Annotated in this window: 27 protein-coding genes; all 27 read left to right on the top strand. The window is 39.9% G+C overall.

What is annotated here, in order from left to right:
- Positions 1–5: 5 nt before the first annotated feature.
- The 27 genes from C0966_RS09980 (at position 6) to C0966_RS09850 (ending at position 25,566) form a co-directional block, all read left to right on the top strand.
- Positions 6–347 (top strand): YqxA family protein, encoded by a 342-nt coding sequence (locus C0966_RS09980; RefSeq protein ID WP_274855283.1) that lies wholly within the window; start codon positions 6–8, stop codon positions 345–347.
- Between the two features lie 255 nt (positions 348–602).
- Complete coding sequence (gene lepA / locus C0966_RS09975) at positions 603–2,438, top strand: translation elongation factor 4 (RefSeq protein ID WP_274855282.1); 1,836 nt, start codon at positions 603–605, stop codon at positions 2,436–2,438.
- A gap of 88 nt (positions 2,439–2,526) precedes the next feature.
- Complete coding sequence (gene hemW / locus C0966_RS09970; protein ID WP_274855281.1) at positions 2,527–3,666, top strand: radical SAM family heme chaperone HemW; 1,140 nt, start codon at positions 2,527–2,529, stop codon at positions 3,664–3,666.
- Between the two features lie 86 nt (positions 3,667–3,752).
- Positions 3,753–4,784, top strand: a complete 1,032-nt coding sequence (gene hrcA, locus C0966_RS09965) for a heat-inducible transcriptional repressor HrcA (RefSeq protein ID WP_274855280.1) — start codon at positions 3,753–3,755, stop codon at positions 4,782–4,784.
- A 154-nt stretch (positions 4,785–4,938) separates the two neighbouring features.
- Positions 4,939–5,553 carry a nucleotide exchange factor GrpE gene (gene grpE / locus C0966_RS09960; RefSeq protein WP_274855279.1) on the top strand — a complete coding sequence of 205 codons (615 nt, stop codon included), beginning with the start codon at positions 4,939–4,941 and terminating at the stop codon, positions 5,551–5,553.
- Between the two features lie 35 nt (positions 5,554–5,588).
- Positions 5,589–7,421 carry a molecular chaperone DnaK gene (gene dnaK / locus C0966_RS09955; RefSeq protein ID WP_274855278.1) on the top strand — a complete coding sequence of 611 codons (1,833 nt, stop codon included), beginning with the start codon at positions 5,589–5,591 and terminating at the stop codon, positions 7,419–7,421.
- 151 nt (positions 7,422–7,572) lie between these two features.
- Positions 7,573–8,709, top strand: coding sequence for a molecular chaperone DnaJ (dnaJ, locus tag C0966_RS09950; RefSeq protein WP_274855276.1), 1,137 nt, complete (start codon positions 7,573–7,575; stop codon positions 8,707–8,709).
- Between the two features lie 20 nt (positions 8,710–8,729).
- A complete protein-coding gene (prmA, locus tag C0966_RS09945; protein ID WP_274855275.1) occupies positions 8,730–9,668 on the top strand; it encodes a 50S ribosomal protein L11 methyltransferase in 939 nt (312 codons plus the stop codon).
- Between the two features lie 94 nt (positions 9,669–9,762).
- On the top strand, positions 9,763–10,512 hold the full coding sequence (locus tag C0966_RS09940) for a 16S rRNA (uracil(1498)-N(3))-methyltransferase (protein WP_274855274.1): 750 nt from the start codon (positions 9,763–9,765) through the stop codon (positions 10,510–10,512).
- Positions 10,513–10,520: 8 nt separating this feature from the next.
- A complete protein-coding gene (gene mtaB, locus C0966_RS09935) occupies positions 10,521–11,873 on the top strand; it encodes a tRNA (N(6)-L-threonylcarbamoyladenosine(37)-C(2))-methylthiotransferase MtaB (RefSeq protein WP_274855273.1) in 1,353 nt (450 codons plus the stop codon).
- A 163-nt stretch (positions 11,874–12,036) separates the two neighbouring features.
- Positions 12,037–12,702 carry a deoxyribose-phosphate aldolase gene (gene deoC / locus C0966_RS09930; RefSeq protein ID WP_425535943.1) on the top strand — a complete coding sequence of 222 codons (666 nt, stop codon included), beginning with the start codon at positions 12,037–12,039 and terminating at the stop codon, positions 12,700–12,702.
- A gap of 219 nt (positions 12,703–12,921) precedes the next feature.
- Positions 12,922–13,242: a helix-turn-helix domain-containing protein gene (locus C0966_RS09925; protein WP_274855271.1), complete on the top strand. Its 321-nt coding sequence runs from the start codon at positions 12,922–12,924 to the stop codon at positions 13,240–13,242.
- Complete coding sequence (locus C0966_RS09920; RefSeq protein WP_274855270.1) at positions 13,236–14,108, top strand: IS3 family transposase; 873 nt, start codon at positions 13,236–13,238, stop codon at positions 14,106–14,108. Before C0966_RS09925 ends, C0966_RS09920 begins: the two co-directional genes overlap by 7 nt.
- Before the next feature lie 224 nt (positions 14,109–14,332).
- Positions 14,333–14,506 carry a 30S ribosomal protein S21 gene (rpsU, locus tag C0966_RS09915; RefSeq protein ID WP_004435817.1) on the top strand — a complete coding sequence of 58 codons (174 nt, stop codon included), beginning with the start codon at positions 14,333–14,335 and terminating at the stop codon, positions 14,504–14,506.
- 15 nt (positions 14,507–14,521) lie between these two features.
- Entirely contained in the window at positions 14,522–14,968 is a 447-nt protein-coding gene (locus C0966_RS09910; protein ID WP_274855268.1) for a GatB/YqeY domain-containing protein, read from the top strand.
- Between the two features lie 155 nt (positions 14,969–15,123).
- The gene (locus C0966_RS09905) at positions 15,124–16,455 is read left to right on the top strand and encodes an NfeD family protein (RefSeq protein ID WP_274855266.1); all 1,332 of its coding nucleotides are present in this window, start codon (positions 15,124–15,126) and stop codon (positions 16,453–16,455) included.
- Positions 16,456–16,473: 18 nt separating this feature from the next.
- On the top strand, positions 16,474–17,469 hold the full coding sequence (gene floA, locus C0966_RS09900; RefSeq protein ID WP_274855768.1) for a flotillin-like protein FloA: 996 nt from the start codon (positions 16,474–16,476) through the stop codon (positions 17,467–17,469).
- Between the two features lie 42 nt (positions 17,470–17,511).
- The gene (locus tag C0966_RS09895) at positions 17,512–17,994 is read left to right on the top strand and encodes a hypothetical protein (RefSeq protein WP_274855265.1); all 483 of its coding nucleotides are present in this window, start codon (positions 17,512–17,514) and stop codon (positions 17,992–17,994) included.
- Between the two features lie 68 nt (positions 17,995–18,062).
- The gene (gene yqfC / locus C0966_RS09890; protein WP_274855264.1) at positions 18,063–18,347 is read left to right on the top strand and encodes a sporulation protein YqfC; all 285 of its coding nucleotides are present in this window, start codon (positions 18,063–18,065) and stop codon (positions 18,345–18,347) included.
- A 15-nt stretch (positions 18,348–18,362) separates the two neighbouring features.
- Positions 18,363–19,550 (top strand): sporulation protein YqfD, encoded by a 1,188-nt coding sequence (gene yqfD, locus C0966_RS09885; RefSeq protein WP_274855263.1) that lies wholly within the window; start codon positions 18,363–18,365, stop codon positions 19,548–19,550.
- A gap of 2 nt (positions 19,551–19,552) precedes the next feature.
- Entirely contained in the window at positions 19,553–20,518 is a 966-nt protein-coding gene (locus C0966_RS09880) for a PhoH family protein (protein ID WP_274855262.1), read from the top strand.
- 137 nt (positions 20,519–20,655) lie between these two features.
- Positions 20,656–22,848: an HD family phosphohydrolase gene (locus tag C0966_RS09875; RefSeq protein WP_274855261.1), complete on the top strand. Its 2,193-nt coding sequence runs from the start codon at positions 20,656–20,658 to the stop codon at positions 22,846–22,848.
- Positions 22,845–23,315: an rRNA maturation RNase YbeY gene (gene ybeY / locus C0966_RS09870; RefSeq protein ID WP_274855260.1), complete on the top strand. Its 471-nt coding sequence runs from the start codon at positions 22,845–22,847 to the stop codon at positions 23,313–23,315. Before C0966_RS09875 ends, ybeY begins: the two co-directional genes overlap by 4 nt.
- Positions 23,293–23,685 carry a diacylglycerol kinase family protein gene (locus C0966_RS09865; protein ID WP_274855259.1) on the top strand — a complete coding sequence of 131 codons (393 nt, stop codon included), beginning with the start codon at positions 23,293–23,295 and terminating at the stop codon, positions 23,683–23,685. Before ybeY ends, C0966_RS09865 begins: the two co-directional genes overlap by 23 nt.
- A gap of 268 nt (positions 23,686–23,953) precedes the next feature.
- Positions 23,954–24,346 (top strand): cytidine deaminase, encoded by a 393-nt coding sequence (locus C0966_RS09860; RefSeq protein WP_425535942.1) that lies wholly within the window; start codon positions 23,954–23,956, stop codon positions 24,344–24,346.
- Positions 24,339–25,259 carry a GTPase Era gene (gene era, locus C0966_RS09855; RefSeq protein WP_274855256.1) on the top strand — a complete coding sequence of 307 codons (921 nt, stop codon included), beginning with the start codon at positions 24,339–24,341 and terminating at the stop codon, positions 25,257–25,259. Before C0966_RS09860 ends, era begins: the two co-directional genes overlap by 8 nt.
- Positions 25,260–25,422: 163 nt before the next feature.
- Positions 25,423–25,566: a YqzL family protein gene (locus C0966_RS09850; protein ID WP_274855255.1), complete on the top strand. Its 144-nt coding sequence runs from the start codon at positions 25,423–25,425 to the stop codon at positions 25,564–25,566.
- The last annotated feature ends 27 nt before the right edge of the window (positions 25,567–25,593 follow it).

Genomic DNA, 25,593 nt, shown 5'->3' with positions numbered 1-25,593 from the left:
CGGTTATGAAATTATTTATGCTAAAGACTTTTCTCATTGCAAGTGCCATGTTTCTGTGCGTTCTTTTTGGAATGCAGCAGGCCAATGAAGGAATTCACAAGATGAAAGGCTACGATGATCGGAGTTTTAACAATGCTTTCACGGTCAAAACAAGGGAAAACGGAGAGCTTGAAGCTTCCATTTTAGGAAATAATATAACAAGCCACGATCTGGAAAAGAAAAAAGAACAGCTTGAAGAAATGAAAGCTTATAATTTCTTTTCATCGATAGGAAAACAAATTGCTGAATGGTTTACAAGCGTTGTCAATAGTATAATTAAATTCATAACTGAAAAAGCGAATGAATAACGGAATCAACATGGTTCCGTTTTTTGTTTAGACAGTTTTTTTTCAAAATTGCGGTCTGTTTTTGCAAAATTGTCATTCATTTTCTCAAAATTATCGTTATTTTTCCGAAAATTATTATCTGTTTTTCCAAAATTGTACTTTATTATTACCTAATTTCAAATGAGCCGCTGCAACTTGAGTTTTGATTGAATCTTCATAACGGTGCTGATATAATCAAAAAAGTGTATATGTGCGAGAATAGTAGGAGTGAACGATATGAACAGAGAAGAAAGGCTGAAAAGACAATCCAAAATCCGTAATTTTTCGATCATCGCTCATATCGACCATGGGAAATCTACTTTAGCTGACCGCATCCTAGAGAAAACAAATGCGTTAACCGAACGTGAAATGAAAGATCAGCTATTGGATTCAATGGATCTTGAAAGAGAAAGAGGAATTACGATTAAATTAAACTCCGTTCAGCTGAAATATAAAGCAAAAGACGGAGAAGTCTATACATTTCACTTAATTGATACACCTGGGCACGTCGATTTTACTTATGAAGTTTCCCGAAGTTTAGCGGCGTGTGAGGGAGCCATTCTTGTTGTCGATGCCGCACAAGGGATCGAAGCCCAGACGCTTGCAAATGTTTATTTGGCCCTTGATAATGATCTGGAGATTCTGCCGGTCATCAATAAAATCGATCTTCCGAGCGCAGACCCGGAAAGAGTTCGAAACGAAATTGAAGAAGTCATCGGGCTTGATGCTTCTAAAGCGGTCTTGGCAAGTGCTAAAGCCGGAATCGGGATTGAAGAGATTTTAGAACAAATCGTTGAAAAAATTCCTGCCCCTGAGGGAGACCCTGATGCACCTTTAAAAGCTCTAATTTTTGATTCACTGTATGACGCCTACCGCGGAGTTATTACGTATATCCGCGTCGTTGATGGTACGGTAAAAGTCGGAGATAAAATTAAAATGATGGCTACCGGAAAAGAATTTGAGGTAACAGAGGTAGGCGTCTTTACACCGAAAGCTGTTCCTGTTGATGAATTATCTGTCGGGGATGTCGGGTATTTAACCGCTTCTATCAAAAATGTTAGCGATACACGGGTCGGGGATACGATTACAAATGCTAAAAATGGCGCTACCGAGCCATTGCCGGGCTACCGCAAATTAAATCCGATGGTGTACTGCGGCATGTATCCAATTGACAGTGCCAAATTCAATGACTTGCGCGATGCACTAGAAAAGCTGCAATTAAATGACTCTGCCCTTCAGTTCGAGCCTGAAACTTCCCAGGCTTTAGGATTTGGATTCCGCTGCGGATTCCTTGGCCTTCTTCATATGGAAATTATTCAGGAGCGGATCGAACGGGAGTTTAACATCGATTTAATTACGACTGCGCCTAGCGTAATTTACCACGTCATCATGACTGACGGCTCCGAAGTCAAAGTGGACAACCCAACAAATATGCCTGATCCGCAAAAAATTGACCATATCGAAGAGCCATATGTAAAAGCTACGATGATGGCTCCAAATGATTATGTGGGAGCGATCATGGAGCTTTGCCAGCAAAAACGCGGAAATTTTGTTGATATGCAATACTTGGATGAATCACGTGTAAGTATTGTATACGAAATTCCGTTAGCTGAAATTGTGTACGATTTCTTTGATCAACTAAAATCAAGCACAAAAGGCTATGCTTCCTTTGATTATGAGTTAATCGGATATAAACCGTCCAAGCTTGTAAAAATGGATATTTTATTGAACGGGGAAAGGGTCGATGCTTTAAGCTTTATCGTTCACAGGGATTTTGCTTATGATCGCGGAAAAGTCATCGTTGAAAAATTAAAAGACCTGATCCCCCGCCAGCAATTTGAAGTTCCGGTTCAGGCCGCAATCGGAAACAAAATTATCGCTCGTTCTACAATTAAGGCATTGCGCAAAAACGTTTTAGCCAAACTTTATGGCGGCGATGTTTCCCGTAAACGCAAGCTTCTTGAAAAACAAAAAGAAGGGAAAAAGCGCATGAAGCAAGTAGGATCTGTTGAAGTTCCGCAAGAAGCGTTTATGGCAGTTTTAAAAATGGATGACAACAATTCGAAAAAATAACAATCATTGAAACGGGTTAGAGTTGGCTTTAACAAAGCAGTTCTAGCCTTTTTTATATGATAATTTTTAAAACAAGGTTGTGTTGATTTTGATTAAAGCCGCTTATATTCACATTCCTTTTTGTGAGCACATATGTTATTACTGCGATTTTAATAAATTCTTTTTAGAAGGGCAGCCGGTGAATGAATACCTCGAAGCGCTCGGAAAAGAAATGGCGCTAACACTGGAACAGTTCCCGAATCAACACTTGAATTCGATCTATGTTGGCGGAGGGACACCAACTGCCTTAAACGAAGTGCAATTAGGAAAGCTTTGTGAATTGATTCAGGAGCATCTTTCATACGATATGAATACGGAGTTTACTTTTGAAGCAAATCCTGGAGACCTTTCAAAAGAAAAATTAGAAATATTGAAAGAAGCCGGGGTTAATCGGTTGAGTTTTGGTGTTCAAACATTTAATGACGAGCTGTTAAGAAAAATCGGCAGGGTTCACCGTGCAAAGGATGTCTTTCATTCTGTCGAGCTGGCAAAACAGATAGGATTTGAAAACATTAATGTTGATTTAATTTTCAGTTTGCCAGAACAAACAATCAATGATTTCAAAGAAACGCTTAAGACCGCTTTCTCATTAGATATCGTTCATTATTCCGGCTATTCTTTAATCATCGAGCCGAAAACGGTTTTTTACAATCTAATGAAAAAAGGAAGATTGCCCTTACCCGGTGAAGATATGGAAGCTGCCATGTATGAAATGCTTATGGATGAGATGGATAAACATGGATTTAAACAATATGAAATAAGCAACTTTGCAAAACCCGGATTTGAGAGCAGGCATAACCTTACTTACTGGAATAATGAGCATTATTACGGGTTTGGTGCAGGGGCACACATGTATATTAACGGCAAGAGGATTTCCAATTTCGGTCCATTGAAAAAATATATGGGACGAATCGAAGAAGGAAAATTGCCGATTATGGAAAGCCATACATTAACGGAAACAGAAAAAATTGAAGAAGAAATGTTTCTTGGTTTAAGAAAAACAACCGGAGTCTCGATTCAACAATTTATTGAAAAATATGGGTGCGATCCTCTTAATTTATTCAAAGAAGAAATAAAGGTACTCGAAGCGAAAGGTCTCATCAAAGTGGCAGACGATAACATACATTTAACAAGAAATGGAAGGCTTCTCGGGAATGAAGTATTTCAATCATTTATCGGCGTAATCTAATCGTTGACATCATCCCCCTTCATTTGATAATTTAATAGTTAGAATTAGCACTCGTTTAATAAGAGTGCTAACAGAGGTGATGTCAGTTGTTAACAGATCGGCAACTTTTAATTCTTCAAGTGATTGTTGATGATTTTATTCGATCTGCGCAACCGGTCGGCTCTAGAAGTTTGTCGAAAAAAGAAGAGATTTCTTTAAGTTCGGCTACGATCCGCAATGAAATGGCAGATCTTGAAGAGCTGGGTTATATTGAAAAAACCCACACCTCATCGGGAAGAATCCCGTCAGAAAAGGGCTACCGGTACTATGTTGACCATTTACTTTCACCGCAAAAATTGCGGCAAGAAGAAGTGCAAAAGATTAAATCAATTTTTGCTGAGAGGATTTACGAGCTTGAAATAATTGTCCAAAAATCAGCACAAATTTTATCAGATTTAACGAATTATACTGCCATCGTTTTAGGTCCGGCAGTAAGAGATAATAAACTGAAAAGAATTCAAATTGTTCCTTTAAATAAGACTACGGCAATTGCAATTATCGTGACTGATACCGGACACGTTGAAGACCGAATGTTTCACTTGCCCCCATCAATTGACTCAAGTGAACTGGAAAAGCTGGTCAATATTTTAAATGAAAGGTTAATCGGTGTTCCGATTGTCGACTTAAACGAAAAAATTTACAAGGAAGTAGCTTCGCTATTGCGACAGCATATCAAGAGCTACGATCTTTTGCTTCATACGATTGCCGACACACTCAAGGTACCGGCAAATGAAAAACTGTTTTTTGGCGGAAAGACAAACATGTTGAGACAACCGGAGTTTCATGATATTGATAAAATTCGTGATCTCTTGGCAATAATTGAAGAGGAAGACAGAATATATGAACTGATCCCAAAAAATCCTATGGGAATAAGCGTGAAAATCGGCAGGGAAAATAAGTATTCTGCAATGAAAAATTGCAGCCTCATTTCTGCTACTTATACCGTCGGGGAAGAAAAGCTTGGAACAATCGCGATCCTTGGACCGACAAGAATGGAATATTCCCGGGTAATCAGCTTGCTCGATTTAATCAGCAAAGACTTGTCAGCTGCTCTGACAAGACTGTATCAAAGTAACTAACGCTGGAAATATTGAGTAAGGGTGCTGTGGATACGCACGCACCCTTACCTTTCCATGTGTTTTTATAGTAAGTGAATGATAAGGTGAAAATGCTTAGCCTGAATCATTCTTTATCACCTGGTTTCATGTTTATATTTTTAAGGAGGTGAGCAATGTGACAGAAGAAAAAAACATTGCCGAAGAGAAAACGAAACAAACAACTGATCATCATGATCCAGCTGAAGAAAGCTTAACAGAAGAAACAATTGAACCTGTTTTTGCAGAAAACGAAGCTGAAGAAGCGCTGGATGAAAGCAAAGAAAATGAACTCGAAGCAGCAAATGCAAAAATAGCTGAATTGGAGGCAAAATTAGAGGAAGCAAGTAATCGTTATCTGCGTCTTCAAGCTGATTTTGAAAATTTCCGCCGCCGTTCAAGAATGGATCTTGAGGCGAGTCAAAAATATAGAGCACAAAGCTTAGTAACCGATCTTCTGCCTGTTATCGATAATTTTGAAAGAGGATTAAAGCTCGAAGTAGATAATGAGCAAGCGAAATCATTGTTGCAAGGTATGGAGATGGTATACCGCAGTTTGCTTGATGCCCTTAAAAAAGAAGGTGTCGAGCCGATTGAAGCTGTGGGAAAAGAATTTGATCCGAACTTGCATCATGCAGTCATGCAGGTGGAAGACGAAAATTATGATTCCAATATTGTTGTCGAAGAATTTCAAAAGGGCTATATGTTAAAAGACCGCGTGATTCGCCCTTCAATGGTCAAAGTCAATCAATAAGCGCGTACTACATAGAATATCGGGAGGTTAAGAACATGAGCAAAATTATCGGTATTGACTTAGGTACGACAAACTCATGTGTTGCCGTTTTAGAAGGCGGCGAACCAAAAGTGATTCCAAACCCGGAAGGAAACCGTACGACTCCTTCTGTTGTCGCATTTAAAAACGGCGAGCGCTTGGTAGGGGAAGTAGCAAAACGCCAGGCGATTACAAACCCTAATACGGTTATTTCCATTAAGCGCCACATGGGCACCGATTACAAAGTGGAAATTGAAGGAAAGAAATATACTCCACAAGAAATATCTGCTATTATCCTTCAACACTTAAAATCTTATGCAGAAGACTACCTTGGCGAAAAGGTGACGAAAGCGGTTATTACCGTTCCTGCATACTTTAATGATGCAGAGCGCCAGGCAACGAAAGATGCCGGTAAGATTGCCGGACTTGAAGTAGAGCGAATAATAAACGAACCGACTGCAGCAGCATTAGCTTATGGTCTTGATAAAATGGAAGAAGATCAAACCATTCTTGTCTATGACCTTGGCGGCGGAACATTCGACGTGTCGATTCTTGAATTAGGTGACGGTGTATTCGAAGTTAAAGCGACTGCAGGTGACAATCGCCTGGGTGGCGACGACTTTGACCAAGTGATCATTGATTATCTTGTCGACGAGTTTAAGAAAGAAAATGGAATTGACCTTTCGAAAGACAAAATGGCATTGCAGCGCTTGAAAGATGCAGCTGAAAAAGCGAAAAAAGACTTGTCCGGCGTGACAACAACGCAAATTTCACTGCCGTTTATTACTGCAGGAGAATCTGGACCGCTTCACTTGGAAGTTACGTTGACAAGAGCTAAATTTGAAGAGCTTTCCGCCCACCTTGTTGAGAGAACAATGGGACCAACTCGTCAGGCATTAAAAGATGCTGGACTTACTCCGGCCGACATCGACAAAGTCATTCTTGTCGGCGGTTCTACGCGTATACCGGCTGTACAGGAAGCCATCAAAAAGGAAATCGGAAAAGAACCTCATAGAGGTGTTAACCCTGATGAAGTTGTAGCAATGGGAGCTGCGGTTCAGGGCGGCGTCATTTCCGGTGATGTAAAAGACGTTGTATTGCTTGATGTAACTCCGCTTTCCCTTGGAATTGAAACAATGGGCGGCGTATTTACGAAATTGATTGAACGAAATACGACGATTCCGACATCAAAATCGCAAATTTTCTCAACTGCGGCGGATAACCAAACAGCTGTTGATATTCACGTGCTTCAAGGCGAGCGTCCAATGGCTGCCGACAACAAAACATTGGGCCGCTTCCAATTAACAGACATTCCTCCGGCACCTCGTGGGGTTCCGCAAATTGAAGTAACTTTTGACATTGATAAGAACGGTATTGTAAATGTCCGTGCAAAAGACCTGGGCACAAATAAAGAACAGGCGATTACAATCAAATCGTCTACCGGCTTATCTGACGAGGAAATTCAGCGGATGATAAAAGAAGCAGAGGAGAATGCTGAAGCAGACAGAAAACGGAAAGAAGAAGCGGAACTTCGGAATGAAGCTGATCAGTTAGTATTTACAACTGAAAAAACATTAAAGGATCTTGAGGGCAAAGTGGATGAAGCAGAAGTTACAAAAGCTAACGAAGCGAAGGATGCATTAAAACAAGCGATCGAGAAAAACGATCTCGATGAAATCCGCGCTAAAAAGGATGCTCTGCAAGAAATTGTACAAAATTTAACAGTCAAGCTTTATGAAGAAGCAGCGAAACAAGCTCAAGCGGCGCAAAATGCTCAAGGGCAAGATGGAACGAAAAAAGATGACAATGTCGTAGATGCCGAGTTTGAAGAGGTAAAAGACGACAAATAAAATGTACCCTCTTTTTCCTATACTTCTTTGAAAAGGTCAAAGTCAGGTCCTTCTTGGCTTTGGCTTTTTCTTTGTATAAGCTTCTAGTTGCACCTTTTTGTTAAGAAGTGTTACAATTACCTTTATGTGAAAGGATCGGGGAGTGGTAATCATGAGTAAAAGGGATTACTATGAAGTCCTAGGAGTGAGCAAAAATGCAACTAAGGACGAAATAAAAAAAGCGTACCGAAAACTATCCAAAAAGTATCATCCTGATATAAACAAAGAGCCGGATGCCGATGAAAAGTTCAAGGAAATAAAGGAAGCCTATGAAGTTTTAAGTGATGATCAAAAACGCGCCCAATATGACCGGTTCGGCCATGCCGATCCGAACCAAGGCTTTGGAGGCTTTGATGGATTTGGCGGGTCTGATTTCGGCGGCTTTGGAGGCTTTGAAGATATTTTCAACGCTTTTTTTGGAGGGGGATCAAGACGGAGAAATCCGAATGCGCCTAGACAGGGTGCAGACTTGCAATATACGATGACCCTTGACTTTGAAGAAGCTGTTTTTGGAAAAGAGACCACTATTGAAATTCCTCGTGAGGAAACTTGCGACACATGTAACGGTTCTGGGGCAAAACGAGGAACAAAACCCGAAGTTTGCAAACATTGCCAAGGCACAGGCCAGTTAAGTACTGAGCAAAATACACCTTTTGGTAAAATTGTCAATCGACGGGTTTGCCATTATTGCAGCGGTACAGGTAAGGAAATTAAAGAAAAGTGTTCAACATGCGGCGGAACTGGAAAGGTTAAGATACGCCGTAAGATTTCTGTGAAAATTCCGGCAGGCATTGATGACGGCCAGCAGGTAAGAGTGGCAGGCGAAGGAGAACCGGGTATTAATGGCGGTCCTCCAGGGGACTTATATATAGTGGCTCATGTCAGACCCCACGAATTTTTCAAACGTGACGGAGATGACATTTATTGTGAAATGCCGATCACTTTCGTCCAAGCGGCATTAGGCGATGAGATTGAAGTTCCTACTTTGCACGGAAAGGTTAAGCAGAAAATTCCTGCAGGTACCCAAACAGGTACAAGATTCAGACTGCGAGGCAAGGGAGTGCCAAATGTCAGGGGTTATGGCATAGGTGACCAGTTTGTTAACGTTCGGATTATCACCCCTACAAAACTAACAGAGAAACAAAAGCAGCTGCTCCAAGAATTTGCTGAAATAAGCGGTCAAGTTCCTCAGGGAGAACATGAAAAAAATTTCTTTTCGAAGGTAAAACGAGCCTTTAAAGGTGATTAAGGAAATGGAGTTGGCAGATCGTGAAATGGTCAGAAATTAGTATTCATACGACCAATGAGGCAATTGAACCAATTGCGAATATTTTGCATGAAGCAGGAGCAAGCGGTGTAGTGATCGAAGATCCGAATGATTTGATAAAAGAAAGAGAAGACCGATTCGGTGAAATCTACCAGCTCAATCCGGATGATTATCCTGATGAAGGCGTAATTGTGAAAGCATACCTGCCGGTTAACAGCTTTTTAGGAGAAACGGTTGATGAAATAAAAGAAGCGATCAATAATCTTATTTTATACAACATCGACATCGGCTTAAATAAAATTACCATCAGTGAAATAAATGAAGAAGAATGGGCGACCGCTTGGAAAAAGTATTATAATCCCGTTAAAATATCAGAAAAATTTACGATTGTTCCAACATGGGAAAATTATACTCCGGTGCACAGCGATGAACTTATTATAGAATTGGATCCGGGAATGGCGTTTGGAACAGGCACGCATCCAACTACTGTTATGTGCATTCAAGCCCTTGAGCGTACGGTTAAAACTGGGGACCGCGTCATTGATGTCGGCACCGGTTCAGGGGTGCTCGGAATCGCGGCTGCACTGCTTGGGGCAGAACATGTTCAAGCGCTTGATCTAGACGATGTTGCAGTAAGTGCCGCGCGCTTGAATGTGAAATTAAATAAGGTCCAGCATATCGTATCAGTTTTCCAAAATAACTTGTTGGATGGAATTGAAGATCCGGCAGATGTTGTCGTAGCCAACATTTTAGCAGAGGTTATTCTTCGATTTACAAATGACGCAGCGAGGATTGTTAAAAAAGGCGGTTATTTTATAACATCAGGAATTATTCAGCAAAAAAAGCAAGATGTTAAAGATGCGATCATCGAATCCGGTTTTGAAATTGAAGAAACGATTCAGATGGAAGATTGGGTTGCAATTATTGCCAGAAAGAAATGATATCTTAAGAGTGTGAAACTTTCGGGAGATATCTATTTTTCAATTATGATTATGACATGAATAGAAAAATATTTAATGAAGGAAGGTGCATCGTTTGCAAAGATACTTTGTTAGTCATCCGGCAATCGAAAACCGCTTTTCGATTACAGGGGACGACCTTCATCATATTGCACGGGTTATGAGAATGAAAGAAGGCGACAGCATAGTTTGTGTCGATCCTGATGGAATCAGTGCGGTTTGCGAAATTGCAAAAATTACCGATGAACAAGTGATTGCAAACGTTGTACAATGGATTGATGGAACATCTGAGTTGCCCGTCCGAGTTGCAATCGCGAGCGGATTGCCTAAAGGGGATAAACTCGAATGGATTATCCAAAAAGGCACAGAACTCGGAGCATGGGAGTTTATCCCCTTTACTGCAACCCGTTCGGTTGTAAAATGGGATGATAAGAAAGCTTCCAGGAAAGTCGAAAGATGGAAAAAAATTGCGAAAGAAGCTTCCGAGCAATCCCATCGGCATAAGCTTCCGGAAGTTTTAAGTCCTGTTTCGCTAACTGAATTGATAAAATTAAGCAAGAATTATGACAAAAAATTAGTTGCTTTTGAGGAAGATGCGAAACAAAGAGAATCTTCGGTTCTTTCGAAAACATTGAATAAAATGGAAAGAGGGCAATCAATTCTTTTTGTTTTTGGCCCGGAAGGCGGTTTGTCAGAGGAAGAGGTCCTTCTTTTGAAGGAGAACGGATTTGAAAGCTGCGGGCTAGGGCCAAGAATATTGCGGACAGAAACGGCGCCATTATACGCATTATCAGCCGTTTCTTATCATTTTGAACTATTGGGGTGACCACAACTATGTCAACAGTGGCGTTTCATACATTAGGATGTAAAGTAAACCATTACGAAACGGAAGCCATCTGGCAGCTGTTTAAGCAGCAAGGCTATAAACGAGTTGATTTTGAAGCAATAGCAGATGTCTATGTGATTAATACATGTACTGTTACGAATACAGGTGACAAAAAAAGCCGGCAAGTAATTCGCCGTGCGATTAGAAAAAATCCGGATGCTGTTATTTGCGTTACAGGCTGCTATGCGCAAACTTCACCGGCTGAAATTCTGGCAATTCCGGGTGTTGATATTGTCGTCGGTACACAAGACCGCGTGAAAATGCTTGATTATATTGAGCAGTATAAAAAAGAGCGTCAGCCAATCAATGCTGTAGGCAATATTATGAAAAACCGTGTTTACGAAGAACTTGATGTACCTGCATTTACTGACAGGACTCGTGCTTCATTAAAGATTCAAGAAGGATGTAACAACTTCTGTACATTCTGCATTATTCCTTGGGCCCGCGGACTGATGAGATCCCGCGATCCTAAGGAGGTGATCCGCCAAGCCCAGCAGCTTGTGGATGCCGGCTATAAAGAAATTGTTTTAACAGGCATTCATACAGGCGGATACGGAGAAGATATGAAGGATTATAATCTTGCCATGTTATTAAGAGATTTAGAAGCCCAAGTAAAAGGCTTAAAACGCCTTCGTATTTCATCCATCGAAGCCAGCCAGATTACCGATGAAGTGATTGAAGTATTGGACAAGTCCAAAGTAATTGTCAGACATTTGCATATACCTCTGCAATCAGGATCAAATACAGTATTAAAAAGAATGCGCAGAAAATATACAATGGAGTTTTTTGCTGAGCGGCTAAACCGCCTCAAGGAAGCTCTACCCGGATTAGCCGTTACATCTGACGTAATTGTTGGCTTCCCGGGTGAAACGGAAGAAGAATTTATGGAAACTTTCAATTTTGTAAAAGAACATAAATTCTCCGAGCTTCACGTTTTTCCATATTCGAAACGAACAGGTACGCCTGCTGCAAGAATGGAGAACCAAATTGATGAAGAGGTCAAAAATGAACGTGTCCACCGACTAATTGCTCTTTCTGATCAACTTGCCAAAGAATACGCTTCTCAATTTGAAGGCCAAGTTCTCGAAGTTATTCCGGAAGAGCGTTATAAAGGGGCACCTGAAAGCGGACTTTACGAAGGATATACAGATAACTATTTAAAAGTTGTTTTCCCTGCTTCAGAAGATATGGTTGGAAAGATTGTAAAAGTAAAGATTACAAAAGCAGGATATCCGTATAATGAAGGTCAATTTGTAAAAGTCCTCGATGAGGTTCATGAACAAGAAAAGGCTGTGATTTAAAAAAGGAATTGTATTACGCAATTCCTTTTCCTTTTATCGAATTCGTATAAGCAAAATGGGAATAAATATATTTTGTAGTCCATTGTTGATTTTAGAATCCATAGTGGTATGATTATAGAGGTACGTACAACTCATTGTTTTGAAAGGAGAACTACTTTTGAATATGGACATTGCTGGAATGATTGACCATACATTATTAAAAGCTGATGCAACAAAAGAACAAATAAGAAAACTTTGTGAAGAAGCAAAAGAATATAAATTTGCTTCTGTTTGCGTAAATCCCGGCTGGGTGAAATTTGCCAGTGAACAATTGAATGGCACCGGTGTTAATGTTGTTACAGTCATAGGTTTCCCTCTCGGAGCAACGACGCTGGAAACAAAAGTATTTGAAGCAAAAAATGCGGTTGAAAACGGAGCAGCGGAAGTAGATATGGTTCTTAATATCGGAGCTTTAAAAGGCGGCGATAACGATTATGTTGAAAAAGAGATTCGTGCCGTTGTTGATGCAGTAAAAGGGAAAGCTCTGACTAAAGTAATCATTGAAGCCTGCCTGTTAACCGATGAAGAAAAAGTACGTGCATGTGAGCTTGCGGTAAAAGCGGGTGCAGACTATGTGAAAACTTCAACAGGCTTTTCAACCGGCGGTGCAACCGTTGAAGATGTCAAACTTATGCGTAAGACAGTTGGACCGGATATCGGTGTGAAAGCTTCTGGAGGAGTAAGAAGCGCGGAAGATGCAAAAAACATGATTGAAGCAGGAGCTTCTCGAATCGGTGCAAGTTCTGGAGTATCAATTGTAAAAGGATTAACAAGCGAATCTGATTATTAAAAGTAAAAGCACAAACAATATATATTTGCTTGGAAAAGGCTGACCTGTAACTAATAGCCGGGCACACTTAGTTGCTAAAAAACGTGATCAATAATATTTAGTAACTGCAGACGGGTGCCGGGCACTTGATATAGTACCTCTAAAGTAGACACAGAAAAAAACATGACCCTAAAATGGGAGTGTTAGAATCACATTATGTCTACTTTGGAGGTATTTTTTATGGAACCAAAATTTCGTAATCAGTGTTTTACCTATTCCTTTGAATTAAAAATGCAAGCAATTCAACTATATTATTCTGGATATTCACGTACAGAAATTGCAGAAATGTTGAAAGTGAAGAATAAAAGATTGATTAATGAATGGGTGAATAAGTACGAAAGATTGGGGGAGGAGGGATTAAGAGATAAGCGCGGAGCCAAAAAAGGAATGGGCAAAGGTCGACCACGTAAAACTTCTCTCACATTAGAAGAGGAAAATCAATTATTAAAAGCCGAGAATTTATACTTAAAAAAGCTCTTAGAACAGAAAAGGGGGTGTTAACGAAACAGGAACAATTTGAATTTATCGCTACTTATGAAGATCAATTTCCTGTAACTCTTCTTCTCCAGGTTACCAATGTTTCACGTTCAGGCTTCTACAAGTGGAAAAAGGAACGAGACCATCGAATCCGAGATATTAGAGATGAAGAGCTGTATCATTTAATAGCTGAAATTTTTGTGGAATCAAGAGGAACTTACGGCAAAAAGCGAATCAAAGCGGCCTTACTAAAGCGCTATGGGTTAATTGTTAATCACAAGTGTATTTCACGAATCATGCGCAAATATGGGCTTGTGTGTAAAATTCGCCAAAAGAAGTTTAAGAAAAGAAAGCAGCCACATGCTGATATTCCTAATCTCTTGAATCGAGATTTTCAGGCTCATCAACCAGGAGAGAAATTTTGTATAGATATCACGTATGTAGAAGTCAAAAAGCCGTTCAAACGCTGGATGTATGTATGTGCGGTGAAAGATTTATACAACAATGAAATCGTCGCCTACAATATGAGCACCACCCAAGATATGAGGCTTGTGCTTCAAACACTGCACCAACTAAAAGAAAAAGGATTTGCGAAAGGAGCCATCCTCCATAGTGATCAAGGCTTCCATTTCACAAATCCTACATACATCAGAATGGTAGCCAATATGGGACTTACACAATCCATGTCTCGCAGGGGCAACTGCTGGGACAATGCGTGTATTGAGAACTTCTTCGGGCATCTCAAATGTGAGATGCCATGTTTTAGTTCGCCACAAACCGTTGAAGAAGTGCGACAAGCCATTGTTGACTACATAAACTATTATAACGAAAAACGGATTCAAACAAAATACGGTATGAGTCCGGTGGAATACAGAACTCGTACCGCGTAAGGGGTCACTCTTTTATACGTGTCTACTTGACAGGTACTAGTGCAACTTATGGGTCAGCGTCTTTTTTAACTTTCCTGCTAAATTTTCTATATAGAAATATCCGAAGATTTTTATAAACGGGGCGAATGACAGTTGACCTTGTTTCATCATTATATTATAATGGCATGGTACATGGTTTTACATGTAGCATGTTAGTGTGTTGTGTTCGGAGGGAGGGAAAGAGAATGTCTAAAACAATCGTTCGTAAAAACGAATCGCTCGAAGATGCTCTTCGTCGCTTCAAACGTACTGTATCAAAAACCGGTACTTTACAAGAAGCCAGAAAGCGCGAATTCTACGAAAAGCCTAGCGTTAGACGCAAGAAAAAGTCTGAAGCTGCAAGAAAACGTAAGTGGTAAGAGAGGGTGTATTTAATGAGTCTTCTCGAGCGTTTAAATGAAGATATGAAACAAGCGATGAAAAGCAAGGAAAAAGACAAACTCTCTGTTATTCGGATGATTAAAGCCTCATTGCAAAATGAAACAATAAAGCTTGGGAAAAAAGAATTATCCGAAGAAGAAGAGTTAACCGTTCTTTCTCGCGAAGTAAAACAACGCAAGGACTCCCTCCAGGAATTCGAAAAAGCCGGTCGTGAAGACCTCGTTGAGAAAATACGTACTGAACTACGGTTTGTAGAAGTATATATGCCAAAGCAGCTTTCTGAAGAGGAACTTTCAGAGATCGTTAAACAAACAATCTCTGAAACAGGTGCCACATCAAAAGCAGATATGGGGAAAGTGATGGCTGCAATTATGCCTAAAGTAAAAGGCAAAGCAGATGGTTCACTTGTCAATAAACTTGTACAAAAACACCTTTCATAAAGTAAGAGCACTCGTCGCAAGCATTTGCTTGCGTCTTTTTTTATGCTTAATACTCGATCATTCAACCATAATTTTTATTTATATTGGAACTTTTCTTAAAATAAATCGTAAATAGGATTACATACAATAGATATATATGGAAAGGAGGCGAAAAAGTGAAAAAGGTTCGAACCCTTGCCGTCCTTTTGTTTGCAGCCGGATTATTACTAATGCTGGTCCCGTTCAACGGGTTTGCAAAGAATAAAACAGTCTTTGTCGTACCAATTGAGGAAACGGTAGAAAAAGGGTTGTATGCTTTTTTGAAAAGATCCGTTTCTGAGGCAGAAGAGGCAGGAGCAAGTGCTGTGATCTTTGAAGTGAATACTCCCGGTGGTGCTGTTGATGCGGCGGCTGAAATAGGAAAATTGCTGTCTTCTTCAAAAATAAAAACAATAGCCTTTATTAACAACAAAGCGTTATCTGCCGGAGCTTACATCTCGCTGAATGCGGATGAAATTTACATGGTACCGGGTGCAACAATCGGTTCCGCGGCAGTTATCGACCAAAATGGGAATGCGGCCGGAAAAAAAGCGGAATCTTACTGGTTTGCCGCAATGCAGAGTGCTGCGAAAAAAAATGGCCGGGATCCCATTTATGCCCTTGCAATGGCTGATGAAAAAGTTGAATTGCCTAAGTACGGAGACGGAAAGGATGATTTGTTGACACTTACATCTGACCAGGCAATCGAAGCGGGATATGCTGAAGGAATTGTCAAAGATTTGGATGAATTGATTAAAAAGCTCGGGCTTTCTCAAGCAGATATTCGGACAATTGATGAAAGCTTTGCTGAGAAAGTTGCCCGATTTATTACCCACCCGATTGTCATTCCTATTTTATTAACAATCGGAAGCCTTGGACTCGTTGTGGAACTATATTCTCCGGGATTTGGCATTCCTGGATTTATGGGCTTATCGGCGTTGCTGCTGTTTTTCTACGGCCATTTAGTAGCCGGCTTAGCGGGATATGAAACGATCATATTATTCGTAATCGGAATCGGCCTCATTTTATTGGAATTTTTTATTGCCGGAGGAATTGCCGGCATACTTGGATTTGCTTCAATTATCGCCAGTCTGTTTTTGTCTGCTGAGAATGTCGTTCATATGGGAATATCATTGTTGATTGCAATTGGCGTATCGATCCTTGCATCTATTTTATTGGTAAAGGTGTTTGGTAAAAAAATGAGACTATTTAAGAGGATTATCTTAACAGATTCAACCAGTACGGAAAAAGGCTATGTCTCTAATAAAAGCCGTACGGAACTGGTTGGCCTTGAAGGTTATGCGTTAACAGCCCTGCGCCCATCCGGAACGATTGTGATTAATGATGAACGGATCGATGTTGTCACCGAGGGCAGTTTTATTCAAAAAAATGCAAGAGTAAGAGTCGTTAAAGCAGAAGGTCCGAGAATCGTTGTCAGGGAAATTTCTGACTCAAAAAATGATGGTTAATAAGGAGGATTTCCAATGATTGATGCAGCAACTGCGATGATACTAGTTTTCGTTGCACTTGGAATCATTTTACTTGCCGTTCTGTTAACATTTGTTCCGGTTATGCTGTGGATTTCCGCGCTGGCTGCCGGAGTCCGTGTCGGTATTTTTACGCTAATTGGGATGAGGCTTCGCCGTGTAATCCCAAGCAGGGTAATAAATCCGTTAATTAAAGCCCATAAAGCCGGTTTGAATGTAACCACAAACCAACTTGAAAGCCACTACCTGGCAGGGGGTAATGTCGACAGGGTCGTAAATGCATTAATTGCCGCCCAGCGGGCCAACATCGATTTATCCTTTGAAAGAGCAGCAGCGATTGATTTGGCTGGCCGCGATGTGCTCGAGGCTGTGCAAATGAGTGTTAATCCAAAAGTGATTGAAACTCCTTTTATTGCCGGGGTAGCTATGGATGGAATTGAAGTAAAGGCGAAAGCAAGAATTACTGTTAGAGCGAATATTGATCGATTGGTCGGGGGTGCCGGAGAAGAAACGGTCATCGCCCGTGTTGGGGAAGGCATCGTTTCCACGATCGGTTCATCTGATAACCATAAAAAAGTGCTGGAAAATCCCGATATGATATCGCAAACCGTTCTTACAAAAGGACTTGATGCGGGCACTGCTTTTGAAATTCTTTCAATTGATATCGCTGATGTGGATATCGGGAAAAATATCGGGGCAATGCTGCAGACGGATCAGGCGGAAGCTGATAAAAAAATTGCCCAAGCAAAAGCAGAAGAGCGAAGGGCGATGGCAGTTGCTCAGGAACAAGAAATGAAAGCCCGCGTTCAGGAAATGAGAGCAAAAGTTGTAGAAGCAGAAGCCACCGTTCCTCTTGCCATGGCAGAAGCACTGCGTCAAGGGAATATCGGTGTTATGGATTATATGAATATTCAGAATATATCAGCCGACACAGAAATGAGAAATTCAATTGGAAAAATAACTGGCGATAAAAAGGACAGCAACAAAAATGATTAAGAGAAATAACCAACCTTCGGGAAGGGAGGTTGAGAGCCTCTAATGGAAACCATTATTATTGCCATTGTTATTGGCATCATTTCAAGCATTTATAGCCAGTTTAAAAATCAAAGCGGAGACCAAAAGAAACAGAGTCCTGCAAAACCATTTACTGCAGGTGATTTGCCTTACCCGAGGAAACAAGATGCAACAATCCAAAAAGAAAATAATAGACCGGAAAGCGAAAAGAGAAAGCGGGAGCGAAAAGACCTTTCAGATGAAATTGAAGCAAAATATGCTGATCACAAGAAAAAAGCAGAAGAACAGATTATTGCTTTAAAAAAACAGCAATCTGTGATTGAACAGAAGGCAAAGAAAATCCGAAATTCAGTTGAAAATAGTCACTTGAGTTTCAGTAATGCCGGCCAAGATCATGTGAATCAATTACTTTCTACAGAAGAGTCAAATCTTCTGAATGGAATTATTTTGTCGGAAATTTTAGGGCCTCCACGCTCCAAAAGACCTTATAACTATAAAAGAAGATAACCAATCATTTTAATGTGCTAGAACTTCCTTTTATTTCATACATATGAGATGAAAGGGGGTTCTTTTTTATGGCAAAAAAATGGGGCCAGACAATTAGAAATTGGATGACGAAAAAAATGGATCTACCTCAAGATGTCATGATGGATTTACCCCGAATAACTATGATCGGACAAATTCATATCTATATTGAGAACCACCAGGGGCTATTGGCCTTTTCAGATAAAGAGCTTCGCCTGTTGTTAAAGCAGGGACAACTTCTTATAAAAGGAAATGATTTTGTCATAAAAACGATCTTCCCGGAAGAAATTTTGTTGGAAGGAAAAATAGACCAAGTTATATATATCAATGAATAATTCAGGGGGAAGAAGATGAAGAACCATTGGATGATGTTTTATTTCGGAATCATAACAGTAAAGGCAACAGGCATAGGAATTGAAAGATTCATCAATCATTTAACAAAAAGTGGAATATTGATTTGGAATGTAAAAAGACATGGAACTGCCGCGCTTACATTTAAAATGCGGCTCCCTGATGTGAACAAATTGCGGGTTGCGGCAAGAAAAAGCGAATGCAAGATTGAATTTTTACATGGCGGCGGACTTCCCTTCTTATTGAAGCGACTATGGAAAAACAGCGGATTTATCATCGGTATCATCATGTTTTTTACCCTCATCTTGTATTTATCAAATACAATTTGGGGTATTGAAATAAAAGGTGCAAGCCCTGCTACAGAACATCAAATCAGAAAAGAATTAAACAAAATGGGAATAAAAGTTGGCAAACTTCAATTACTTTTGGATGATGTAGAATCAATCCAGCGTGAATTAACGAATAAGGTTCAGGCGATTACATGGGTTGGCGTGGAATTAAAAGGGACAACCTTTCATTTCCAAATTGTAGAAAAAAATGAACCGGAAAAACCTGAATATTTAAGTCCAAGACATTTAGTAGCGAAAAAAAAGGCTGTTATTGTGGACATGTTTGTTGAAAAAGGAGTTCCGATCGTCAAAGTCCATGACCATGTACTGCCCGGACAGCTGCTTGTTTCCGGAACGTATGGAAAAGAAGGGCAAACAGTCAACGTTGCAGCTAAAGGTGAAATTTTAGGAGAAACATGGTACAAGTCGGAGGTAGAACTACCCCTTAAAAGTACTTTCCAAGTATTTAACGGAAACGAGAATAGGAAATACTATTTAAAAATAGGGAGCTTGCGACTTCATGTATGGGGCTTTAAAAAACCGGAATATCCAGAGTATGAAAAAGATCGGCGCGAAAAAAAGTTTCGGTTTTTAAAATGGACACTGCCTTTATCAATTGAAACTGAAACAATTCGAGAAAGTGAAAAGGTAACTAGAATTTATTCAAATGAGGATGCAATTAGGATGGCAATGATTGCGGCGAGGAACGACCTTAAAAACAGTCTCCCTGAAGATGCAGTCATTAAAGGCGAAAAAATTTTGCACCAATCTATAGAGAATGGTAAAGTAAATTTAGTAATCCACTTTCAAATTATAGAAAACATTGCACAAGGACAACCAATTATCCAAGGAGATTGAGAATGGCAGAAGAGTTGAAAACAATCGATATCCAATTACAAAATCCAAATGAAGCAATTGCTTTGTTTGGGAACTCCGACATGAATCTGAAAATAATTGAACAAGAGCTTGATGTTTCAATTGTAACTCGCGGGGAAACAGTATTTGTTTCGGGTGATACCGAAAAAGTGGAAATGGTTAGCGAGATTCTCGAAAAATTAGTAACCGTTATTCGAAGAGGAATTACCGTTAGTCAAAGAGATGTGATGTATGCTCTGCAATTGGGACAAAGAGGAACACTTGATTATTTTGAAGATTTATATGAAGAAGAAATTACGAAAAATGCAAAAGGAAAGTCGATCCGGGTGAAAACACTCGGTCAAAGTCAATATATTACTGCCATAAGAAAGCATGATTTAGTATTTGGGATTGGTCCTGCCGGAACCGGAAAAACATATTTGGCAGTTGTGATGGCAGTCAATGCACTGAAAAGCGGCAATGTGAAAAGGATTATTCTCACTCGGCCTGCAGTAGAAGCAGGCGAGAATCTTGGATTTTTGCCGGGAGATTTAAAAGAAAAAGTTGATCCATATTTGCGCCCGTTGTATGATGCCCTGCATGATATATTGGGTGTTGAACATACCCTGCGGCTGATTGAAAGGGGAACAATTGAAATCGCTCCGCTTGCCTATATGAGGGGAAGAACGCTGGAAGACGCTTTTGTCATTCTAGACGAAGCGCAAAATACGACTCAAGCGCAAATGAAAATGTTTCTAACTCGATTGGGGTTCGGATCAAAAATGGTCATTACCGGCGATAAATCACAAGTTGATCTGCCAAGAGGCGTAAAATCTGGATTAATTGTTGCTGAAGAAATTTTACAAAATGTGAGAGGAATTGCTTTTATCCATTTGGAACAAAGTGACGTTGTTCGTCATCCCCTCGTTGGAAAAATTATTGAAGCATATGAAAAGTCAGAGAATAAATAGCCGTTCGGAATGCCGGACGGCTATTTTTGAGGATGAAAGTTAGCGAAAAAACTGTTATCATTTTACATAATTAGATTCATACTTTTTTGTTTGCTTATCTGGCAGACAATTTTCTCGCCTTGATAGGAGGGAGAGAGATGCAAAAACTCCAGCAACAGTTGGCAAGAATAAGAAATTTGTTGGATATTACTTTTTTCAGAGTGCTTTTATTTGTTATTTTGGGAATTGTTCTATATGCGTCAATGTACAGCAATGTCAAACCGGAAAAACTTGATATCAAGCTTTTTTCAGTTGCAGAACAAACAATCCGGTCGCCCATAACGATTGAGGACAAAGAAAGCACAGAAAAGAAGCGCAGAGAAGCCAGCGATCAAGTGCAGGATGTTTATACTCTAAAAAAAGAATATGCTGAAAACAGGGTTGATTTAATCTCTTCGATTTTTGATTCTGTATCGGAATTAAACGGGGAAATTAAAGAGGAAATGGACAAGAAGAAAAAAGAATATGAAGAAGCGGTGAAAAAAGGAGAAAAACTGGAGGCCGTTTCGGAGCCGGGCACTTCAGAAAAGTTGGCGAGGTTAAAAGAAAAACTGACCGAAAGTGTTACAAAAGATTTATCAGATCAAGTGTTTATATCGCTATTACAGGCATCGAAAGACGAATTATCCATTGCCAAGGATTTAACAGTAACTGCAATTAATAACGTCATGAGCCAGAGGATACCGGCAGATGAGGTCGAAAATGCAAAAAAACGCTTGGAAGAAGAATTAAAATTTACGAGTCTTTCAGGGAATATTAAAAGTGCAGCCATAGAGCTGGGGAGATATGCCATTATTCAGAACGAGTTTTATGATCCGATTGCCACCGAGGAACTTCGGCGCCAAGCGATCGAAGATATAGAACCTGTAAAGATTCTCCAAGGGCAAATTATAGTTGAAGAAGGGCAATTGATAAATCGGGATATTTACCGGCAACTTGAGCTTGTCGGCATGCTCGATAATGATAAATCGATCCAGCCCTTCCTTGGCCTGGCCATTATTATTACTGTTATTTTGTCTGCGCTCTACTATTATTTTCATGAGCTTGATGTTGAAACTGTTAGAAAACGAACATATCTGCTCATGCTTAGCCTGATTTTTATGTTGTCCATTATTATAATGAAAATCATCAGCTTGTTCCAGGAGTTTGAATATTCGGAAATAGGCTATTTATTTCCTGCAGCGATGGCATCTATGCTTATAAAAATATTAATTGACGAAAGATTGGCCGTGTTTATGACGATTACTATGGCCATTTGCGGAAGTATTATTTTTAATGAGGGAATTACCGGATCACTTCATATTTCCATTGGCATTTATATTTTATGCAGCGGCATTGCAGGAATTCTATTTTTAAGCAAGCATAACCACCGCTCAAAAATCCTGCAAGCCGGGCTGTTTGCAGCTGCGGTAAATATTGTTATTATCTTGTCATTAATGTTTTTAAGAAACGGTCATTATTCAGGACTGGAATTCAGCTTCTACTTTATTGCGGCTCTAGTTTCCGGGATCTCATCTGCTGTATTGACAATAGGACTGATTCCGTTTTTTGAAGCAGGGTTTGGAATATTGTCGACGATGAAATTAATTGAATTGTCGAACCCTAATCATCCGCTGCTTCGAAAAATTTTAACCGAAGCCCCGGGTACGTATCATCATAGTTTGATGGTCGCGAATCTGGCCGAATCGGCATGTGAAGCAATTGGAGCTAACGGTTTGCTTGCCAGAGTTGGTTGCTATTATCATGATATAGGCAAAACGAAACGGCCGCAATTTTTCATTGAGAACCAGATGAATATTGAAAACCCGCATGACCGATTGCCGCCTCATACAAGCAAAAATATTATTATTGCTCATTCCACGGACGGCGCTGAGACATTAAGAAAGCATCGGATACCGAAGGAAATCATAGATATAGCAGAACAGCATCACGGTACAACTTTATTGAAATTTTTTTATCACAAAGCAAAGCAAAATGGTTTAGAAGTGAACGAGGAAGAATTTCGTTACCCTGGTCCAAAAGCCCAGACGAAGGAAGCTGCCGTTATTGGAATTGCTGATAGTGTTGAAGCAGCAGTAAGATCGATGACGCACCCGACAAATGAACAGATCGAGTCCATCGTTCGCAATATCATTTCTGACCGCCTGCAGGATGGTCAGCTGAATGAGTGTGACATTACGTTAAAGGAACTTGAAACAGTAGCACACTCTTTGTGTGAAACATTAAAAGGGATTTTTCACTCCAGGATCGAGTATCCTGAAACGACAAAACAGAAGGTGAAACAAGCATGAGGTTAATTATTGACACTATTGATGAAACAAACAGCATAACAGAACAGGAAATACTTCGTATTGAAGAATTATTGCTTTTTGCTGCAAAAAGTGAACAATTGGAAGAGGACTGTGAACTGTCGGTAACCTTCGTTTCAAATGAACGAATCCAGGAGATAAATCGGGAATATCGGGATAAGGACAGACCGACAGATGTCATCTCTTTTGCCATGGAGGAATTGGGTGAAGGAGAAGTGGAGCTTATTGGAGCAAGTTTACCAAGAGTGCTCGGGGATATCATTATTTCTGTACCAAAGGCAAGAGAGCAGGCAGAGGAATATGGACATTCGTTCATGCGGGAACTCGGTTTTTTATCTGTACACGGATTTCTCCATCTCTTGGGATATGATCATGAAACCGAGGAACAAGAAAAAGAAATGTTTTCTAGGCAAAGGAAAATATTGGATGAGTTTGGGCTCAAACGGTAATCTTAAGTTCTTTTTCAGTAGTCTATTGCGGTCATTTGTCTTTGCTTATGAAGGCATTGTTTCGGCAATAAAGAATGAAAGGAATTTGAAAATCCATCTCGTTATTGCTGTAGGCGTTATCATTGCCGGATTCATTTTTTCACTGTCCGCTCTAGAATGGGTTGCAGTGATTGTGGCGATTGGCGGAATGCTCTCTCTCGAACTTCTTAATACAGCGATCGAACGTATTGTCGATCTTGTAACAGATGATTTTCATCCGTTGGCAAAACAGGCGAAAGATGCAGCGGCCGGCGCTGTCCTAATCTATGCAGTGATGTCAGCAATCATCGGGCTGATCGTGTTTGTGCCAAAAATCTTGAATTTTTTATAAGTTGTATAGAGGCTGGCTCATAAAGGTCTGACACCCTCCGACGGGAGTTGAACCTTTACTTATGAGTCAGCCATTTCTTTACGCAAATTTGAAATCGCTCCTCTGTTTCGATAAAATGTACAGTGCAACAACACTCCATCTTAAAATATATTTAGAAAATTCAAAAAATTTATCGCGATTTTGCTATAAGCAATGAAATAAACGAAAAAATAAGGTAAAATAGTGAGGAGGCAGTCTTCTTTATGGAAAGGAAGAAATTGTTTTGATTATGGAACAATTAATTACAGAAGCAAAAAAAGCAAGAGAAAAAGCATATGTTCCTTACTCTAAATTTGCAGTGGGGGCAGCGTTGTTAACAGATGACGGCAAGGTTTACCATGGCTGCAACATCGAAAATGCAGCATACAGCCTTACAAATTGTGCAGAAAGAACAGCGTTATTTAAAGCTCTTTCAGAAGGAGACAGGAAATTTAAGGCTTTAGCCGTCATTGCGGACACGAAACGTCCGGTGCCGCCGTGCGGAGCATGCCGTCAGGTCATTTCTGAGCTTTGCCCTCAAGATATGAAAGTAGTCTTAACAAATTTAAATGGCGATATAAAAGAACTAACTGTAAAAGAGCTATTACCAGGAGCATTTTCACCGGAGGATTTACATGAATAACAGAGAAGAACGCACAGAGTTTAAATCAGGGTTTATTTCCATTATCGGCAGGCCGAATGTTGGAAAATCAACTTTTCTTAACCGTGTAATCGGCCAAAAAATTGCCATTATGAGCGATAAACCGCAAACAACAAGAAACAAAATACAAGGCGTGCTCACATTACATGATTCACAGCTCATATTTATAGATACACCAGGCATCCATAAACCGAAGCATAAATTAGGCGATTTTATGATGAAGGTTGCAATTAATGCTTTAAAAGAAGTCGATCTCGTCTTATTTATGGTTAATGCTGAAGAAGGTTTCGGACGGGGTGAAGAATTCATCATCGAGAAATTTCAACAAATAAAAACGCCCGTTTTCCTTGTTATCAATAAAATTGACAAGATCCATCCTGATGAGCTGCTGCCTTTAATTGAATCTTACAAAGAAAAGTATACATTCAGCGAAATCATTCCGATATCAGCACTTCAAGGGAATAACGTGGAAGCGCTTTTACAACAGATTAAAAAATATTTGCCTGAAGGGCCTCGGTATTATCCGGCTGATCAGGTAACCGACCATCCGGAAAGATTTATTGTTTCTGAATTGATTCGAGAAAAAGCCCTTCATTTAACCCGAGAAGAAGTGCCTCATTCACTTGCAGTTGTTATTGACAAAATGGAACGACGTGAAGGCAGCGATGTGATCCATGTAATGGCAACAGTGATCGTTGAACGGGATTCCCAAAAAGGAATCATTATCGGCAAACAAGGAAAAATGCTGAAAGAAATCGGCCAAAGAGCCAGGGTGGACATTGAAAACCTGCTTGGCTCAAAAGTATTTCTCGAACTGTGGGTAAAGGTTCAAAAAGATTGGCGCAATAAGATTTCACAGCTTCGCGATTATGGTTTTCGTGAAGATGAGTACTAACCTTTTCCACTTTTTTATCAACCCTAACTAAATTATTAAGGAAATTCTCCGTTTATGCATGATTTGAATTAACAATTTTTTCGTCTCATGATTTTTGGTTGACAGGCTATGATAATTGTAGAGGATTTGGGAGAGAAAAATTGCTCGAAAGGTGGGGTTTTCGATGTTGGATTTTACCTGGAAGATTTTTTCGCAAACAGGTGATATTGACACATATCTTCTCTTTAAAGAACTGGAGAAGGAAAAACAAGAAACACCCGTAAGTATGGAAGACGAGCTAACAGAAGTTGATTTTCCCATCTCATAAGTTTGTCCCGAATAATGGATGGTGACT

Origin of the sequence: Bacillus methanolicus (assembly GCF_028888695.1) — a bacterium.
GTDB classification, from domain to species: domain Bacteria; phylum Bacillota; class Bacilli; order Bacillales; family Cytobacillaceae; genus Bacillus_Z; species Bacillus_Z methanolicus_B.
The sequence above is the reverse complement of the archived record's forward strand: the minus strand, read 5'-3'. Positions and strand labels throughout refer to the sequence as shown.

Excerpts from the sequence above, each read along its gene's own strand:
- yqfC (WP_274855264.1), top strand. The coding sequence starts at position 18,063 with ATGGCAAAAAAATGGGGCCAGACAATTAGAAATTGGATGACGAAAAAA.
- dnaJ (WP_274855276.1), top strand. The coding sequence starts at position 7,573 with ATGAGTAAAAGGGATTACTATGAAGTCCTAGGAGTGAGCAAAAATGCA.
- C0966_RS09865 (WP_274855259.1), top strand. The coding sequence starts at position 23,293 with ATGAGTTTGGGCTCAAACGGTAATCTTAAGTTCTTTTTCAGTAGTCTA.
- yqfD (WP_274855263.1), top strand. The coding sequence starts at position 18,363 with ATGAAGAACCATTGGATGATGTTTTATTTCGGAATCATAACAGTAAAG.
- era (WP_274855256.1), top strand. The coding sequence starts at position 24,339 with ATGAATAACAGAGAAGAACGCACAGAGTTTAAATCAGGGTTTATTTCC.
- C0966_RS09910 (WP_274855268.1), top strand. The coding sequence starts at position 14,522 with ATGAGTCTTCTCGAGCGTTTAAATGAAGATATGAAACAAGCGATGAAA.
- C0966_RS09925 (WP_274855271.1), top strand. The coding sequence starts at position 12,922 with ATGGAACCAAAATTTCGTAATCAGTGTTTTACCTATTCCTTTGAATTA.
- deoC (WP_425535943.1), top strand. The coding sequence starts at position 12,037 with ATGGACATTGCTGGAATGATTGACCATACATTATTAAAAGCTGATGCA.
- ybeY (WP_274855260.1), top strand. The coding sequence starts at position 22,845 with ATGAGGTTAATTATTGACACTATTGATGAAACAAACAGCATAACAGAA.
- C0966_RS09860 (WP_425535942.1), top strand. The coding sequence starts at position 23,954 with ATGGAACAATTAATTACAGAAGCAAAAAAAGCAAGAGAAAAAGCATAT.
- C0966_RS09875 (WP_274855261.1), top strand. The coding sequence starts at position 20,656 with ATGCAAAAACTCCAGCAACAGTTGGCAAGAATAAGAAATTTGTTGGAT.
- rpsU (WP_004435817.1), top strand. The coding sequence starts at position 14,333 with ATGTCTAAAACAATCGTTCGTAAAAACGAATCGCTCGAAGATGCTCTT.
- C0966_RS09980 (WP_274855283.1), top strand. The coding sequence starts at position 6 with ATGAAATTATTTATGCTAAAGACTTTTCTCATTGCAAGTGCCATGTTT.
- mtaB (WP_274855273.1), top strand. The coding sequence starts at position 10,521 with ATGTCAACAGTGGCGTTTCATACATTAGGATGTAAAGTAAACCATTAC.
- dnaK (WP_274855278.1), top strand. The coding sequence starts at position 5,589 with ATGAGCAAAATTATCGGTATTGACTTAGGTACGACAAACTCATGTGTT.
- C0966_RS09880 (WP_274855262.1), top strand. The coding sequence starts at position 19,553 with ATGGCAGAAGAGTTGAAAACAATCGATATCCAATTACAAAATCCAAAT.
- C0966_RS09895 (WP_274855265.1), top strand. The coding sequence starts at position 17,512 with ATGGAAACCATTATTATTGCCATTGTTATTGGCATCATTTCAAGCATT.
- C0966_RS09850 (WP_274855255.1), top strand. The coding sequence starts at position 25,423 with ATGTTGGATTTTACCTGGAAGATTTTTTCGCAAACAGGTGATATTGAC.
- lepA (WP_274855282.1), top strand. The coding sequence starts at position 603 with ATGAACAGAGAAGAAAGGCTGAAAAGACAATCCAAAATCCGTAATTTT.